The following is a 16,735-nucleotide window of genomic DNA, read 5'->3' on the forward strand; positions in this document are numbered from 1 at the left end:
ATAACGATGAAAGAATATCTCGCATTAATGCGCCATGTACGTGATACGGGTGTGAAAAAGGAAGATCGAACTGGTACAGGTACATTAAGTGTATTCGGCTATCAGATGCGTTTTAATTTACAGGAAGGTTTCCCTTTGGTGACAACAAAGAAGTGTCACCTTAAATCGATCATTCACGAACTACTTTGGTTCTTAAAAGGCGAAACAAATATTGCCTATTTAAAAGAGCATGGCGTAAAAATTTGGGATGAATGGGCTACCGATGAAGGCGAGCTTGGCCCTGTATATGGCCATCAATGGCGTAGTTGGGATCGCGGTGACGGTACCTCCGTTGACCAAATTGCCGAAGTGGTAGAGCAAATTAAAAATAACCCTGATTCACGTCGTCTTATCGTTAGCGGCTGGAACCCGGCGGTATTGCCTGATACTAGCTATTCACCAAAAGAAAATGCGGCAATGGGAAAGCAGGCGTTACCTCCCTGCCATACGCTTTTTCAGTTTTACGTTTTAGACGGCAAGCTGAGCTGCCAGCTTTACCAACGTAGCGGTGATATCTTTCTTGGCGTTCCGTTTAACATTGCGAGCTACGCACTGCTTACCATGATGATTGCGCAAGTGTGTGACTTAGAGCCGGGTGATTTTATCCATACGCTAGGTGATGCACACTTGTATTCAAATCACCTTGAGCAGGTAGAACTTCAGCTTAGTCGCGAACCTTTTGCTCGTCCAACGATGGAAATTAACCCAGATATTAAAGATATCTTTGGTTTTTCCTACGACGACTTCACGCTAAAGAATTATCAGTCACACCCGCATATTAAAGCCCCTGTCGCTATTTAAGGAGTTACCATGAGTACTCCAATATTGATTTGCGATGACTCGGGCTTCGCAAGGCGACAAATGGCGCGCAGTTTACCCGATGGGTGGGATGTAGATGTCTCGTTTGCCGAAAATGGTGAACAAGCCCTAGCTCTTATCAAAGAAGGTAAGGGCGACGTGGTCTTTCTCGATTTAAACATGCCGGTAATGGATGGCTACCAAACTATGGAAGCCATTCGTCAACAGGACTTGCCGTGCTTAGTGGTGGTAGTGTCTGGTGATGTTCAGGCGCAAGCGCGGGAAAAAATGCTTGCCCTTGGTGCTTTAGATTTCATTCGAAAGCCAATTGATAATGAAAAGCTCAGTCATATCTTATCTTCCTACGGTATTTACAGTGGTGAGAGCCATTCATCAGGGGCTAGTTTACAAAAGGCGCAGGGGCAAAGTGAGCCAAGTGCGCCTAAAGCCAAGGGCCCAACGAGCAACGAAGAGCAGTTAGATGCATGCCGTGAAATGGTCAATATCGCCATGGGGCGCGCGGGAGAAAATCTAGCCCAGCTGCTAGGTGAGTTTATTGACTTACCCATACCCAATGTCAACTTAATTGAAAGCAACGAACTGTCTATGGCGATTGCCGAAATTAATCGTAATGACAGCGTTTCTGCGGTTTCAAAAGGGTTTATTAGCGAAGGTATAAGTGGTGAAGCCCTAGTTATTTTCAACGATACAAATACGCAAAACATTGTTGAGCTGTTGAAATACCCATCGTCTGCCTCATCAGATAAACTTGCCCTAGAAGCCCTTATGGACGTATCGAATATTCTAATCGGTGCTTGTTTAAATGGCTTGTCAGAGCAGCTCAATGTTGCTTTTAGTCATACGCATCCTATCTTACTTGGGCAGCACCAAGGCTTATCAACGCTTTTAAGTGATAACGTACAGCGCTGGGGGAAATTGATGGCCATTGAGATTGGCTATGCGATAAAGTCGAAAGATATTTCCTTCGACCTTCTATTGTTGTTCCCCGGTGATGCTATGAGTCACATTTATGCGCGGCTGTTCGATGATGGCTTTATAAAACAAGACAAGGAAGGTCTATGAATGCTTCAACTGGTACACTCGCTGCAGAAACCCTCGTTAGTTCATCTCACGTACCTGCAGAATTACTCCATTCAATTGAAGTAGGCATTGCGGTAATTGATCGCAACTTCAACGTTCAGGTCTGGAATAAATTTCTTGAGAACCATAGCGCTAAAAAAGCAAACGCTATTATTGGAACTAGCTTGTTTTCTCACTTTCCAGAAATAGAAGAGAAGTGGCTCAGGACCAAAATTGACCCTGTATTTAATTTAAAAAGCCCGGTGTTTATCATTTGGGAGCAGCGTCCTTACTTATTAAAATTCGATTGTAATCGTCCAGTCACTTGCGCCGCAGAGTTTATGTACCAAAACGTGACCATGTTCCCTATCGTAGATAAAAGCGGGCGAGTAGAGCGGTTTTGTATGCTGGTTTACGATGTTACCGAACAGGCCCTAGGTAAGCTAGGAATGGAGCATCTTAACGAAGAGTTGAAAACGGCAAGCCGGGTCGATGGGCTTACAGGGCTATTTAACCGCCGCTATTGGCAAGAACGCTTTGATGAAATGCACAAGTTATGCGTTCGCCGAGAAAAGCCCAGCACCGCACTTATGCTAGATATCGATCATTTTAAGCGGGTTAATGATACCTACGGCCACCAAGCTGGTGACAAAGTTATAAAAATGCTTGCTGCCTTGATTAAACGTTGTGTGCGGGAAACCGACCTTGCTGGGCGTTATGGCGGTGAGGAGTTTGCTATTATCCTAAACGATTCAACAGTAGACGATGCAAAAGCGGTAGCCGAGCGTATTCGTCAATTTGCACAGCGTTTAGTGGTTGAGCATGAGGGCGAATCAATAAACTTCACTGTAAGCCTTGGTCTCGCACAGTTCTCTCCCGACTTTAAAGAACCAATGGCATGGCTTGAATGTGCTGACCAAGCGCTTTATCAGGCAAAAGAAAACGGTCGAAACCAGTACTGTATCTACACTTAAAAAAGACTTGTTAAGAAAGCGCTAGCCGCAAGGTATTTTTGAGTTCTTGGTATGTAACAGGCTTCACGAGGTGATATCGAATTCCAGCCCGTAGTGAAGCCTCTTTATCGTTCCTGTGAGCGTTGGCGGTAATTGCGATAATGGGCAGGTCAGGGTGGCCCTCTTTTATAATATTAGCCACTTCTAAGCCATTAATATCAGGCAAGTTAATATCAAGTAATATACAGTCAAAGGCTGTCTCGTTAACCCTACTTATTGCGTCGTCGCCCGTGTAGCATACGGTGACATCGTGTCCCATACTTTGTAGCATGTATTCCACCATTTCTGCATTTATTGGCTCATCCTCTACCACTAGAATGTTTGCTTTGGTCAACGCTTTAATGGCTTTTGTACTATTCCCTGAAAGCTGATGTATGGCGTCTACAAACCGGTTTCTGTCGATGGGCTTAACAAAGCTCTGAAATATAGGTAGTTCACTTTTGGCGATAATATTGGCGATATCCGGCGTTGCAGACAACACGATAACCGGCGGCACGCGCTCCCCGTAAATGGCTTTTAGTGTTTTAACCAATTCAAGACCATTCATTCCAGGCATATAGAGATCTGCGATGATACCCGAGAATTGGAGCAACTCATCGTGAAGGTTTAAAAGGTTGGCACCAGAGGAGAATGTGCGAACGCTAAAGCCTTCTTTTGTGACAATAGACTGTAGGTGTAGCCTTGATATTTCTAAATCATCGACGATAGCAAACTTGGCACTAGAAGGCGTCGATGTTATTGACGGCGAGTCTTCTAGGGGCGTAATTGGCAGTGATATATTGAACTCGGACCCGACGCCTACTGTACTATTTACCTGTAACGTACCGCCAAGTTTATCAATACTGCGTTTGGCAACCGATAGCCCAATTCCCGCCCCTGGGTAGCGCTGACTTTGCGAGTGCTCCCCTCTATAAAAGCGCTCGAACATGCGTTTTTGGGTTTGTTCATCAATACCAATACCCGTGTCGTTAATAATGATTACTAGAAAGACTTTTTTGTTTTTAACCAGCGTTGTAACGGTCACGTCAATTAATCCCGTTGAAGTAAATTTCACGGCATTATCGAGAATATTCGTTATGACTTTGGAAAGGGTCATAGCGTCGGTTTCTGCATAACTTGGCACGCTATGACTGCAATGCATGTTAAGTTCGAGTTTTTTATCTTTCACTCTTACCGAAAAAGGCGAGATGCATTCGTCTAACAAACTTATCAAGTCTACCTTTGAAAGCTGTAGGTCATCCTCTACATGATTATTGAGTATATCCGTAAGGTTGCTGGTTAGATTAAGCAGTCTATAGCTTGATTGCTCAGCTTGTTGGATTAACCGGATACGCTGGTCTTCCAAATTGGGAATGAGCTCTAAGGCGCTTATTATGGCGCTAATCGGCGCTCGAAACTCATGGCTGATAAGCTTTAAAAATTCTTTGTTCTGTAAGTCTTGACCATAATCAGCTACAGCAAGCCGTACATTCGACTTGTGGAGCTTTCGCAGAGATTTCTTGGGTGAGCTTTTACTAACAAGCCAGGCACCAAAATACCAAAGAACCATAACAACCGTGCCAAATAAAGTAGTTAGCAACATCTTTTCACGCAGGCCTTGAACTCGGAGTAACACCGCGTTTTCTTCTGCTTGTAGGGTGCCAAGAAGAGGAAGAAGGCTAAAGCCATCACCGATGTAGGACTTCATTTCAGTAGGGGGAAGCGCCATAAGCGTGTAAAGCAATATTCGTGTTGTTTTGGCGCTTTCTTCGGCTGTGGCTCTATTTAAGCCTTTATATGCCTTTGTAAACTCTTCTTTAGAAACAGAGGCTAGATTGTCGCTTACCCTCCACCTGTCTTCTACATATCGATTTAACCCTTGGTACGTTACCTGTAACTGATGGGCTAAAGCGGTATGAGTGCCATTATTGCTTTGAGTTTGGCTGTTGAATTGGTGTATTCGATATTCAGCGGTAATTATACTGTTTTCTAAATCACTCTTTTGCTTAAGGCTAGTAATGAAAGACTGCTGTTTGGTGTTTAACACAAGCAATATTGAGATAATAATGGCAGCGAAAAACATAGCCGTGGCGTTTACTTTTGAAAAGGTAAAAGCGGTGGATACCAATGATGACTTGCGTTGCGGTGGATCAGCCTTGTTTGCGCTCAAATTTCTTCCTTGCAAGAGTTTGCATTAACTACCTTCTTTAAATGTAGGCAACTAATGCAAACTTGCAAGGTCACTAAATGTAGACTGCAACAGAGTGTAAAAATTTATGGCGCTTCGACGCGCTTTATGTGATCTCTTATGGAATATAAAAAGCAAAGGCTAGGGACCACCATGACAGCGGTCAAAATGAAAAATAAACTCCAATTTCCATTAAGACTATCGACAACTAAACCACTGCTAGAAGCAACCAATGTTCGTCCTGCAACACTTAGTGAGGCCATAAGCGCATATTGTGTTGCGCTAAAAGCGCGGTTACATAAAAGCGATATAAAGGCGACCATAGCAACAGTGCTCCATGCCCCAGTAAAACCATCGACAATTACAGTGATGGCCAACAGTGAAGTTGAAGGTCCAGTCTGTGCGATAAGAGCAAAAAGAAGGTTTGAAGCCGCCATGGCGACACCAGCAATCATTAGCCCTCGGTAAATGCCATAGCGGATGTTTACTAACCCGCCAAGTAGAGAGAATATAATGGTCACCCACCAGTTAAGTAACTTTGAGTAAGTGGCGATATCGCTATTTGAAAAACCAACTTCTTTATAGAAGACTATGCTCATACGACCTAAAAACGCTTCACCAATTTTAAAAAGAAAAATAAACAGTAAGAATGAAGCGGCCAGCTTGATGCCATTGCGGTTAAAGAACTCGGAAAATGGTGTTATGAGCGTTGTTCTTACCCAGTTAATCACTGCAGAGTTGTTTGCGTTTACATCCGTTACTTGCTCAAGCAAAGCTTCCCTATTAACTGCGGGCTCATTAGCAAACCAGGTAGCTATTGCCAAAGAGGCCATGATAGCGCCAAGTAATAAGTAAATATCTGGCCAAGTCCAGGAAGTGAGGTCTGCTAAGAAAAAGGGGATAGCGCCAAGGCCACCGTAGCCCGTCCACCATCCAGCTGTTGCTACTGAGGAAGCAGCAGACATACCATCTTTATCTTCTTTTTCAATGCAATCAATACGAAAGCCATCAATAGCAATATCTTGGGTGGCAGAAGCAATGGCAATGAGTAAACCAATAAAGGCTACGTAGAATAGGTCTTGGTTTGCGGTAAGTTGGGACATCGCCAGACACAGTGAAGCAACAACGCTTTGCATCAAAAAGATCCAACCGCGTCGTTGTCCTAGCAACGGCGGCTTAAGCTTATCGACAAGGGGCGACCATAAAAAATTAAATGAGTAGGTGGCGAAGATGATACCGAAGAGGCCAATAGCCGAACGCGATAAACCTTCATCTTTTAGCCAAGCCGATAACACTGAACCAATCATGATCCAAGGAAAACCACTGGAAATGCCAAATAGAAAAATCGTTAGGTAGCGTTTGTCGTTGAACGTTTTTAATGCAGTAAGCAATACTTCGGCCTTCAGCGGTAACTCAAAAGTATATTGAGCCACGAACCACTGTGTTTAGCAATAAAACTGTGAAGGCGATATCAATAATAGAGGTAAGCAGGATAAGCTAATAGTATGAGGTGAGCCGCTGTAAAGCGAACCCTGTTCACGGGCGAATACCAACACAGTCTAAAGGGCAATGCCCCAAACCTTCCAGAAAGTTAACGCAGTTTGTTAACTCATCAACAAGGAACTGGTCTTTTGTTAGTTTATCTTCATTCCAGTAATGCACTTGATGAAGCAAATGCCAAAAAACACGCTCTTTTTGGGTATATGGCTGGGTTAATGTGCATTCAATTTGCCCCCATTCTTCCATACTATCCCAAAAGAATAGCTCGATCTCCTCGATAGGAAGCTCTCCCTGCCAAAATGCTCTCAAATAGAAACACAGCTGTTTCGCTTTGTTATCTACAAAATTCTGAACATTCACAAGTCACTCAACCGTCGTTGTTTGCTAAAAATAGTATAGCCCATTACATGATTACCTTTGACTTCAACACCCCATTATTCGTGTGAATATAGGTAGGTAACTGTTTTGGGTAATGATTTAGCCTAATCCTAAGATAGAGGAATTACCAGCCTAGATGTCTAGTCCAGCCTATGATGCTATTTGCAACTATATGAATATTTGGGGTTTTGTTGATTTCTTTTATACTAAAGGTTAAAGAATTATTTGGCAGGTGGACTTGTCTATAGTGCAACTTTAGTTCGTTTTTTGCGCGAACTTTTCTTTTCATTGCGGTGCTTGCTTCCCAGTCGTTAAAGTTTATTAAAGACAAGTCAAGAATGGGAAAGCTGGCTTTCGCGATAGTATCAATCACTAAGTTATTTGTTTTTTCTTGAGGCCAAAATGGCGATATAGCGACAAACGAATCTGGTTGTAAACCAGGCTGCATTTCGACTGCAGACAAGTAGGCCGTTGCAAGCATTCCTTGCGCAATCACCATGCGGTATCCCGTTCTATCTTGCAAATAATTATCTAAAGCACTGAGTTGCAGCGTTAGTGCCGTCGTCGTTGATTCAAAGTCAAGGTACTGAGTAAGTTGATCACTTCTAGGGTGGATTATTGATTCGCTTTCCATCGATGATGACGCGCTTTCTGCTTGAGCTTCATCGGTTTGTTCTTCAGTAGTTAGAGACGATGGTGAATTTGTCGACAAATTAAAAGGGCTGATAACTACGTTCCATCCTTTCTCTGCAAGCATACTCGCTAAGCTGTTACCTTGAGCAAGAGTAAGACTAGATGGAAAGGGCTCAGTGAGTACGACAGCAACACCCAAAGGAAGCGGAGTTTGTGCCTCGATGACATTAACAGGGGCTTTCTCTTCGCCAACCATTAACGCGTCCACTTCTCCGGGCAAATAGGCATTACTTACATCTGTGAAAAAATCACAATGTGCTGTTACAGGCAGCAGCGAGACGATAACTGCAAATGTTATAAGAAGAGCGTGCCTTTTCATAAAAAACGGTTTGCCTTTACCAATTTTTGATTTGCGCGGTTAGGGCAGCATCAAATCAATTCATACACCAAGCATTCTACGAAGGTTATCGGCAGTGCCTTATAAAACTAAAATGAAGTCTATAGACAATACCAGTACGCATAGATAATTACCCACTCAGCGAGATTTGCAATGTTCTTAATTGCGGCGTGTTACCGAAGGTATTATTACTCAATACTTTCAGAAAGGGCTTTGGGTTGGTACTGGCTAAAAGGGATAGGGATATGAAAATGCTGCCAATGCCCAAATGTGGGATGGGAAAAGCTTAAGCTTTCTGCATGTAGCTGTAAGCGAGAGGCCATAGATAACGCTTCTTCATGGGCATAAAGTCTGTCACCTAAAATTGGATGGCCTAAAGCAAGCATATGCACGCGCAATTGGTGAGAGCGACCTGTGATGGGGTAAAGGGCAACTAAAGAGTAGGGCAAACCTTTTTCATCATGGGAACGCTCGACAACGTCAAAATGCGTTACTGCTTTCTTACCGCGCTCGAAGTCTACCATTTGCTTCGGTCTGTTCGGCCAATCGCAAATGAGGGGTAAATTAACCTCTCCACTGTCTTGTGCTACATGACCGTGCACTCGGGCAAAATAGCGCTTTTTAGTTTGTCGAAGCTCAAATTGTTTTGATATATGGCGATGACTACCTTTATTCAGTGCCAGCACTAAGATACCCGATGTCGCCATATCTAGCCGATGAACTACCGTGGCAGTAGGATATACACAATTAACACGGCTAATAAGCGAGTCTCGGTGCTCTAAGGCCTTACCCGGCACGCTTAATAGCCCGCTAGGCTTGTGCGCTACCAGCATATCCTCATCTTGATAAAGGATATCAAGATAAGGCGTCATAGGCGGGTTATAAACAAAACTCGGGTTTGGCATTATGTACTCGTTACTTCAACGTTGTTCTTTCAGTGCTTAACATTTCGCATTTACGGGTTGTTCACCACAATACGTATTGCGTCTAGCTGAACATCAGCTTCCTGAATGACCTTATCGAGCGCATTCATTTGCGTTTCAATAAATTCAATTTCGCTATCGCGCACAGCGGGATTGCGCTTTTGAAGATCCCGCAAGCGCTGTATTTCGTCATTCAAAGTACTGTGCATATCGTTAAGGGCATCATGCTGCTTTTGGTTAGCCTCGTGATGGGCAAGCTTACGCGCTTTCTCAATAGCAAGTTCAAGGGGCTGCTGCAGTGCTTTTAGAAGTTGAGAAGAAATCTTGCGACCAATTTTACGCTTAACATCAAAACTTAAGTCAGAAGGATTGCCCTGCGCATCTAAACATACCCGCACTGGCGTTTGTGGCAAGAAACGGCTTAACTGAAGTGCTTTCGGTGCTTGTGCGTGCAGCACGAAAAGGGTTTCTATCCAGTAGGCTCCCTTCGGCAGAGAAGGCTCAGCAATAAAGCCCATGCTGCTTTTTCCGTGAACGTCTGTAAGTACTACGTCCATGGCAGTATGCACAAGTGGATGATCCCAACTTAGAAACTGTACGTTTTCAAGCGTGGTAGCAACACGGCGTTTGTAAGTCACCGTCATGCCCTCTGGGTCAAGCCCTGGAAGCTGACTCACCATCGATTCGGTTGGCATAAGGATAAAGCAATCGTTGCCTTTCTCGTCTTGCTGGACGCCGATAGCGTCAAATACACGGCCCATAAAGCGAGATAAATCTTGTTCGCTATCAAGGGTGATAATATCTTCAAGCAGTTGCTCTACACGGCCTTCGCCAGAAGCATTAAGCTCTAGAAGACGATCGCGACCGGCTTCTAGTTGCGCCACGAGCTGGCTATTAAGCGTAACACTCATGTTCACTAGCTCATCACGGGCGCTCATATCGTCAGGGTGTAAGCAGGCACCAATAAGCAATGGCTTCACGTCGTCAAACACGCCAGAGCCGGTCGGACAGGTCTTCTCAAAGGCATTCAGCCCTTCGTGATACCAGTCTAGCAATACGTGCTGCGCGGTTTTCGCTAAATACGGTACGTGGATTTGTACAGTTTGAGTTTGGCCAATACGGTCAAGACGACCAATACGTTGTTCAAGCAGATCTGGCGTAATAGGCAAATCGAACAGCACCAAATGGTGAGCGAACTGGAAGTTACGACCTTCGCTGCCTATTTCACTACACAGTAGAATTTGTGCGCCGTCTTCTTCGTCAGCAAAGTAATGGGCCGCCTTATCGCGCTCTACGATGCTCATGCCTTCGTGGAATACGCTATGGCGAATACCGGTTTGCGTGCGAATGACTTCGCCTAACTCTTGTGCCGTACGAGCGCTGGCGCAAATAAGCAGAATTTTTTCTGGCTTAACGCTTTGCATAAAATCTAGAAGCCATTCAACGCGAGGGTCGTGCTTAGTCCAGCTATTAACAACACTTGCCATACGCTCAGGGTAGAGTGAATAGGTTAGGTCGCCGCCGCTCACTGCCTCTGAATAAACCTCCGGCAACGCCAATTCATATGCGCTTAGTTTACGCTCTGGAAACCCTTCGATATTGGCGCGGCGATTTCTAAATAGCATGCGACCTGTACCGTGACAGTCAATAAGTTGATGCAGCAACGCATGGCGATTGTCCGGCGAGCTTAAATCACCCGCATGTTCCATTACGTCAGGCGCAAACTCAGCAAGTTTGCTACGTTGCTTGTCGTTAGGCTCGGCGTCTGAAAGTAATGGCGCGACCGCATCGGCGAGCTGACTGTATTTCGATTCTTCATCTAAGAAAGCGTCGTAACTATGGAAGCGAGCCGGGTCGAGTAGGCGTAAGCGTGCAAAGTGGCTTTCGTGACCAAGTTGATCAGGCGTTGCGGTAAGTAGCAATACGCCAGGCGTTTGGTTGGCTAGTGCTTCAACACACAGGTATTCGGCAGAAGGAGCCTCACTTGACCACGCAAGGTGGTGGGCTTCATCGACAACCATCAAATCCCAACCTGCGGCTTGAATTTGCTGCTGGCGTTTTTCGCTCTTACTTAGAAAGTCGATACTGCAAAGTACCAGCTGATCGCTTTCAAATGGGTTTACTGCGCCTGTGTCAGCTGTATCGTCATCTTCTAGACCTTCGCTCTTCTCAATTGCTTCGCAACGACTCTCATCGTAAATGGCAAAAGGAAGATTTACGCGGCGCAGCATCTCAACTAGCCATTGGTGCATGAGCGAGTCTGGAACCAAGATAAGCACGCGCTCGGCACGACCAGTTTTAAGCTGCTGGTGAATAATTAGCGCTGCTTCAATAGTTTTACCAAGCCCTACTTCATCAGCAAGCAATACGCGAGGCGCGTGTCTTCCACCTACCTCTGACGCTATGTGTAGCTGGTGCGGGATAAGCGATATACGGGCACCGGCAAGGCCGATAGTACTTGAACGCAAATATTCGTATTGATGATCTAGGGCGCGTTCACGTAAGTCGAACCATTTCGGATTGTCTAGTTGCTGACTAAACAGGCGCTTTTCAGGTTGGTTTAAGCGAATGTGGCTGTCTAGCATGGTTTCAGGTAAGCGCACTTGGGCTTTGGTATCTTCCCTGAGCCCGTGATAAATAAATAAACCTTGGCTCTCTTCTTTTTCAGTAATGGTCATTTCCCAGCCATCTTGGCTTTTGACCGTTTCGCCAATTTCGAATATTAGTCGCGTAAGCGGCGCGTCTTGCTTTGTGTATTTTCGCGCTTCGCCTGTTGCCGGATACAACACTTCAACTGAACGGAAATCGTTACCGATAACTACGCCCAGCCCCAGCTCTATTTCGGTGTTGCTTAACCAACGCTGACCAACTAAAAATTGACTATCTGAACTCATAAATCACCAACCTGTTTTTCGGGGGCGGTATTGTACGCATTGCGTTGTGATAAGTCATTAATACTAGCTTATTTGATTTACGGTTGCAGGTAAGGGATTGATTGAGTACCTACGCTTCTGCGTCAACAAGACGATTAGCACTAGTAAGCCTTCATTACTTCATAAATAGAATGCTGGTAGCAAAAGAATAAGAACGTTAACGTGCCCATCAGGCTTGCTTTGTCACAGGGTTGGCGTAAAACTGTCGTATCACTGACCATGGATATTTCTTACTGTTAACCGCGTTACGTTTTTAACGTATGTGAAGCGCAGCTAACAGGAGGAAGCGCGAGATGGATATGAAAGTAGACAGTCAAAAGCTTATACAACTTCGCAATGCTAAGGCATGGAGTCAGCAGCATCTGGCAGATGTGTCTGGGTTGAGTTTGCGTACTATTCAGCGAATTGAGAAAACACAATCTGCATCACACGATTCAATAGGCGCACTTGCTTCGGTTTTCGAAACGACGCCCGATGCGCTTTTAATGGGGGAATCCTACGCCACCCCAAGTCATGCTCAAAGGCAGCCAGCCACGCAAATTTCTACTGCGGGTGACAGTGCGGTAGCTCAGCATGGCGTTACTCAGCAGGATGACCGCCCAACGTCGTTGAATCCCCAACATGTTCTTTGGATCACGCTAGCGCTCGCCATCAGTTTGTTTTTTGCTATTTATTATGCTCAAACGGTCAATGCGAACAATGGTAGCAACCAAGTAATTGAAGCGGGCAAGCCAGTGAATGTTAGTAGCGAAGTCCTTGAAGATGCAAAAAGCTGGTTGGAACTTATCGACAGCGGCGAATATGAACAAAGCTGGAAAGAGAGTGGGGCTATTTTTAGAAGCGGTATTTCAATAGCTAAATGGGCAGAGGCAATGCAGCTAGTCAGGGAGCCATTGGGTGTAGCGAAATCGAGGGAAATTGCGTTAGCGCAAGCGCCAACTTCACTGCCAGGATTGCCTAAAGGAAACTACCTGATTTTGTCGTTTACCACTGACTTTGATTCAAAAACAACAATGAAAGTAGAGACCCTTTCTATGGTGGAAGTTGATGGCGAATATAAAGCAATAGGCTACTTCATCAAGTAGCCTACTCAGGTAACTGGTACAAAGTTTCAATCCCTTGAATGGCTTTTATAGCATCATCGCTCGTTGCATTGTTGATGGCTTTGATAAGTTCAGGTGCATTGTAGGGCTCTAACAAGGTTAAGAACGTCGCTGTGCCAGGCGGCATGCCACTATGCACCGCTTTTTGCAGTCGTTTCCATACGGTGAACAGCGACTCCTCACCTAACGTCTTTTGCTGCACCACGCTATCGACGGCGCGGTGTATTATCATTCCGCACGAGTAATAGAGGTTGAAGCGTCCGTTCTTGTAAGCGTTGGCAAGTGTGCTTTGCGTTAAACCTTGCGTGCAGCTTTCGTACGCGTGGGTTATACGCCTTTCCACATAGCTATTGGCATCTTCATAAAGGTAGTTCATGGCTAGTGCCGCAAAGTAGTCGGCGCTACCTTCATGTAACCATGATTGTTCGTCATTCGCTGAAACACCAGCGGTATTACCTGGCTGATATAAATGTGCTGCTTCATGGGCAAAGAACCATAATGTCTTATTGGCAAAGTCGCTATTCTCAGCGCGTTTGTCCAAATCACTTCTGTTCCAGTGCATAAAGATTTGATTTGGCAGAGTACCGCCTTGTGAGGAATGACCGTCAACCATGGCGTAAGAAGCAAATAGCATAGGTTTCTCGGTGGCAAGTGGGTTAAGAGAGTGTGAGAAATAAGCCATGATATTGGGCATGTCGTACTCAAGCTTCGCTTGTATGCTCTCAGGTAGAGCTGGGTCAATAAGTGCAACAGCGCTGTCTGTGATAATAGGTTGCTGCTTACCTACATAAACCTGTCTGCCATTATTTTTATCTACCCATGAGGCGCTGCCACTAACTACTTTTCCGTTTAAAACGATGTGTTCGCCACTTGGCACTTTAAGGGTGATAGGCCATTCATTATGTTCATCTTCACAAGTATTAGCACAAGCAAACAGACGACCAGAATGAAAAGTATTGCCACCGTTCGAAAAGGGCGAAAACGGCGCATAGTCTTTGCCCAAGTGTTTGTAAGTGGGGGTGAGTACAAAAGAAACCTTAGAAATAGGCTTTCCCGTTTTAGATCGCACAATTTCTTGTTGTGAAGTGGTGTCGTAGGCAATCTCAATGTCACTACTTTTTGGTAGCCAGCGAGTGGTTCTAGAAGCGTCAGGATTTCGGACAAATACTAGCTGTTGTGAAGGCTTATCAAGGGTATAACCTAGCTCCCAGGTAGCACCGCTCTCTGCCTGAGTTTTTTCAATTACGGTGTCGACCTGACTAGCGAGACTTACGCCATTCGTAAAGTTAGTGATTACCAACACTAAAAGGATAAGAAAGGGATGAGCTATAGTTCGTAAGGAGGGCATCAAAACTAAAAGGTCCTTTTTAAGTGTAGTGATAATGGCTTTCTTTAGCGTATTACAAATGTAGCCAATATCAGTATTTGCGTGTATTTCCCGCAAACGGCGTTAAAATAATGTTAATGAGGATTGGCTAATTTAATGTTAGTTTATTTAGTGATAGTAACGCACTTTTTGTTTTTTTCTGCTATTTAAACTTACATCTAATGAATACTGGAAACTATATAATGCCAAATTTAGCGGGTGATGTTGTTTACCTTCTTACCCGTACGTCGATACCTAAAAAGGCGATAGGGTTGTACTTGCTATGTTCGGTTTTTCTACTTGGCACCAATTTTACCTATGCACGCCCTATTGCGCTTGCAACATCAGAGGTAAGCCCCTTTAGCGACAGCCAAGACGTGTCGAAAGGGTACGTGAATGAGATAGTGGTAAAGGCTTTTGAAGAGCTCGGCGAGCCGCTTAATGTAGAGCGTTACCCTCATGCCCGAGCTTTAATGTTGGCGAAAACGGGCGCCTTAGACGGTGTATTTCCTGTTCATGACTACGAACGTGTTAATGATGCATTTCTTCTATCTGATGCTATCCCAGCGGGATCGAGTGGATTTTTAATTAGGACGAAAGACTTTAAGGGTAGCAGTGAAATACCTAATCTAATTGAATGGCTCAAACGACAAAACTTGCGAGGAATTGGGTACCTCAGAGGCACAGTAGCGCCGAAATTTCTATCAAATGAAGCGTTTTTCAATATGTACCCAGGAAAGTCTACGGTTAATCTATTAGATTTACTTGGAAGAGAGAGAATTGATGTTTTATTTATTGATAAGTATAGCGCCAAGGAAGCATTAGTTAACGAGCGACCTAGCCTCATAGGTGAGTTTATATTTATCCCTGGGGAGGAAGTGCAAAGCTCCTTTCATCTAGCGCTTTCAAAACAAAACCCTAAGTCTTCCAAGCTTATTGAGAAGTTCAACCTAGCGTTACAGAAACAAAAACAGAATGGGCTTTTGGCGCGCACACTCGAAAAGTATGGTGTATATAACACTTCACAAAACGAAGATGCATTAATTGTTGGCGCACCCGATATCAATGCTGTATTTCATGCCAAAGCATACCTAGATAAATACGGCTCCCCTCTATCACAGTCAAATATCCAATGGCGAATATTGGATGAAACCGTTTTACGCCGCCGATTGCTCGGTAATTTTTCAGTTAATGAAAATAGCTTTGATTTGGTACTAATTGGTAATTACGGGCTTCCTATTTGGGCGAAGCGAGATATTCTCGTTCCTTTTAACACGCATCCTGACGATTATGATATTAATGACGTCATTCCTGCTGCTCTTCATGCAAACACCGTCGACGGAAAACTTTACGGGTTACCGTTTGTCGCTGAAACAACACTGACTTTCTACCGAAAGGACCTGCTTGATAAGTTTAATTTAAGCCTTCCCTCAGTGCTTACATATACCGACGTTAAGGCACTAGCTCAACAAGTACATATGCCCGAAAAAGAAATTTACGGCGTAGGGCTTAGAACGCGCGTGGGGTGGGGACAGAATATGGCATTAGTGAGTACCATGGCCAATACCTATGGGGCATCGTGGTTAGATGAAAAAATGCGACCTACCCTAGACAGCGCAGCGTGGCTTAATGCCGTGAATATGTATGCTGACCTTGCAAAGAACGTTGGCCCCCCAAGAAATGAAGATATGGGGTGGCAAGAGAACCAAAAACTCTTTGCTCAAGGCAAATTAGCGTTTTTCATTGATGCCTCTTCTTTAGGCGGCGCGCTATTTGATAAAAACTTCTCTAAGGTTACTCAATTCACTGGCGTTACTTATGCGCCACTCGGAAAGCAACAGAAAGGAGCGCAGTGGTTTTGGTCATGGAATTTTGCCATTCCAAAACAATCGCGCTATGTGAAGGAGTCCCAGCAACTTGCGCATTTTTTAACATCAAAAACCTTTATTGATGACCTCAAGAAAGTTAGCGGTGAGTACGCGGCCCCTTCAGGTACTAGGCACTCTACGTATTCGAATGCCTATCAGCAAGCTGTGCCTTATGCAGCTTTTGAACACCAAGCGTTGAAGTTACTTTCAAGCGATGACTTGAGTAATTCTATGATAGGCAGTCAGTTTATCCCTATCCCAGAGTTTACTGCTATTGGCTACGCAGTAGGGGCACAAATTAATGACGTGGTTACCGGTAAAAAAAGTGTGAAGGCGGCATTAGAAAGCGCCCAAAACCAAACAGAGATAATTTTAGAGCGCGCTGGGTACTTCACGAACAAAGAGAACTAGCTTGTTTAGCATTGCGTATGTGAAAAAAGACCAAGACGATCGCGCTTTACATTTGTTCTAAATGAAAATAAAAAAAGAAAAAACAGTGCTAAATCTTAAAAACTGGATTATGGTGGAATTAAGGGT

General features: G+C 44.5%; 12 protein-coding genes. 5 read left to right on the forward strand and 7 right to left on the reverse strand.

The window, feature by feature from the left end:
- Positions 1-6 precede the first annotated feature (6 nt).
- From ACYTPF_RS14810 to ACYTPF_RS14820, 3 genes are read left to right on the forward strand one after another with little or no spacing between them, the layout of a single operon-like run.
- Positions 7-840 (forward strand): thymidylate synthase, encoded by an 834-nt coding sequence (locus tag ACYTPF_RS14810; protein ID WP_461852759.1) that lies wholly within the window; start codon positions 7-9, stop codon positions 838-840.
- A 9-nt stretch (positions 841-849) separates the two neighbouring features.
- The gene (locus tag ACYTPF_RS14815; RefSeq protein WP_461852760.1) at positions 850-1,920 is read left to right on the forward strand and encodes a response regulator; all 1,071 of its coding nucleotides are present in this window, start codon (positions 850-852) and stop codon (positions 1,918-1,920) included.
- Positions 1,917-2,891: a sensor domain-containing diguanylate cyclase gene (locus tag ACYTPF_RS14820; RefSeq protein WP_461852761.1), complete on the forward strand. Its 975-nt coding sequence runs from the start codon at positions 1,917-1,919 to the stop codon at positions 2,889-2,891. Before ACYTPF_RS14815 ends, ACYTPF_RS14820 begins: the two co-directional genes overlap by 4 nt.
- A gap of 10 nt (positions 2,892-2,901) precedes the next feature.
- On the opposite strand, the gene ACYTPF_RS14825 is transcribed toward ACYTPF_RS14820, so the two are convergent.
- The 6 genes from ACYTPF_RS14825 to rapA form a co-directional block, all read right to left on the reverse strand.
- Positions 2,902-5,079, reverse strand: coding sequence for a response regulator (locus tag ACYTPF_RS14825; protein WP_461852762.1), 2,178 nt, complete (start codon positions 5,077-5,079; stop codon positions 2,902-2,904).
- Positions 5,080-5,183: 104 nt separating this feature from the next.
- On the reverse strand, positions 5,184-6,530 hold the full coding sequence (locus tag ACYTPF_RS14830; protein WP_461852763.1) for an AmpG family muropeptide MFS transporter: 1,347 nt from the start codon (positions 6,528-6,530) through the stop codon (positions 5,184-5,186).
- Between the two features lie 103 nt (positions 6,531-6,633).
- Positions 6,634-6,957 carry a hypothetical protein gene (locus tag ACYTPF_RS14835; RefSeq protein ID WP_179982310.1) on the reverse strand — a complete coding sequence of 108 codons (324 nt, stop codon included), beginning with the start codon at positions 6,955-6,957 and terminating at the stop codon, positions 6,634-6,636.
- 142 nt (positions 6,958-7,099) lie between these two features.
- The gene (locus ACYTPF_RS14840) at positions 7,100-7,987 is read right to left on the reverse strand and encodes a DUF3530 family protein (protein ID WP_461852764.1); all 888 of its coding nucleotides are present in this window, start codon (positions 7,985-7,987) and stop codon (positions 7,100-7,102) included.
- A 206-nt stretch (positions 7,988-8,193) separates the two neighbouring features.
- Positions 8,194-8,910 (reverse strand): bifunctional tRNA pseudouridine(32) synthase/23S rRNA pseudouridine(746) synthase RluA, encoded by a 717-nt coding sequence (rluA, locus tag ACYTPF_RS14845; RefSeq protein ID WP_179982312.1) that lies wholly within the window; start codon positions 8,908-8,910, stop codon positions 8,194-8,196.
- A gap of 50 nt (positions 8,911-8,960) precedes the next feature.
- The gene (rapA, locus tag ACYTPF_RS14850; protein ID WP_461852765.1) at positions 8,961-11,822 is read right to left on the reverse strand and encodes an RNA polymerase-associated protein RapA; all 2,862 of its coding nucleotides are present in this window, start codon (positions 11,820-11,822) and stop codon (positions 8,961-8,963) included.
- 332 nt (positions 11,823-12,154) lie between these two features.
- On the opposite strand from rapA, the gene ACYTPF_RS14855 reads away from it, so the two are divergent.
- Positions 12,155-12,946, forward strand: coding sequence for a DUF4019 domain-containing protein (locus tag ACYTPF_RS14855; protein WP_461852766.1), 792 nt, complete (start codon positions 12,155-12,157; stop codon positions 12,944-12,946).
- A 1-nt stretch (position 12,947) separates the two neighbouring features.
- Here the strand turns inward: ACYTPF_RS14855 and ACYTPF_RS14860 are convergent, their stop codons facing one another.
- Positions 12,948-14,312, reverse strand: a complete 1,365-nt coding sequence (locus ACYTPF_RS14860; protein ID WP_461852767.1) for a gluzincin family metallopeptidase — start codon at positions 14,310-14,312, stop codon at positions 12,948-12,950.
- Positions 14,313-14,533: 221 nt separating this feature from the next.
- Between ACYTPF_RS14860 and ACYTPF_RS14865 the strand changes: the two genes are divergently transcribed.
- Positions 14,534-16,609 carry an extracellular solute-binding protein gene (locus ACYTPF_RS14865; RefSeq protein WP_461852768.1) on the forward strand — a complete coding sequence of 692 codons (2,076 nt, stop codon included), beginning with the start codon at positions 14,534-14,536 and terminating at the stop codon, positions 16,607-16,609.
- The last annotated feature ends 126 nt before the right edge of the window (positions 16,610-16,735 follow it).

Source organism: Alteromonas sp. HB246098 (assembly GCF_054890645.1).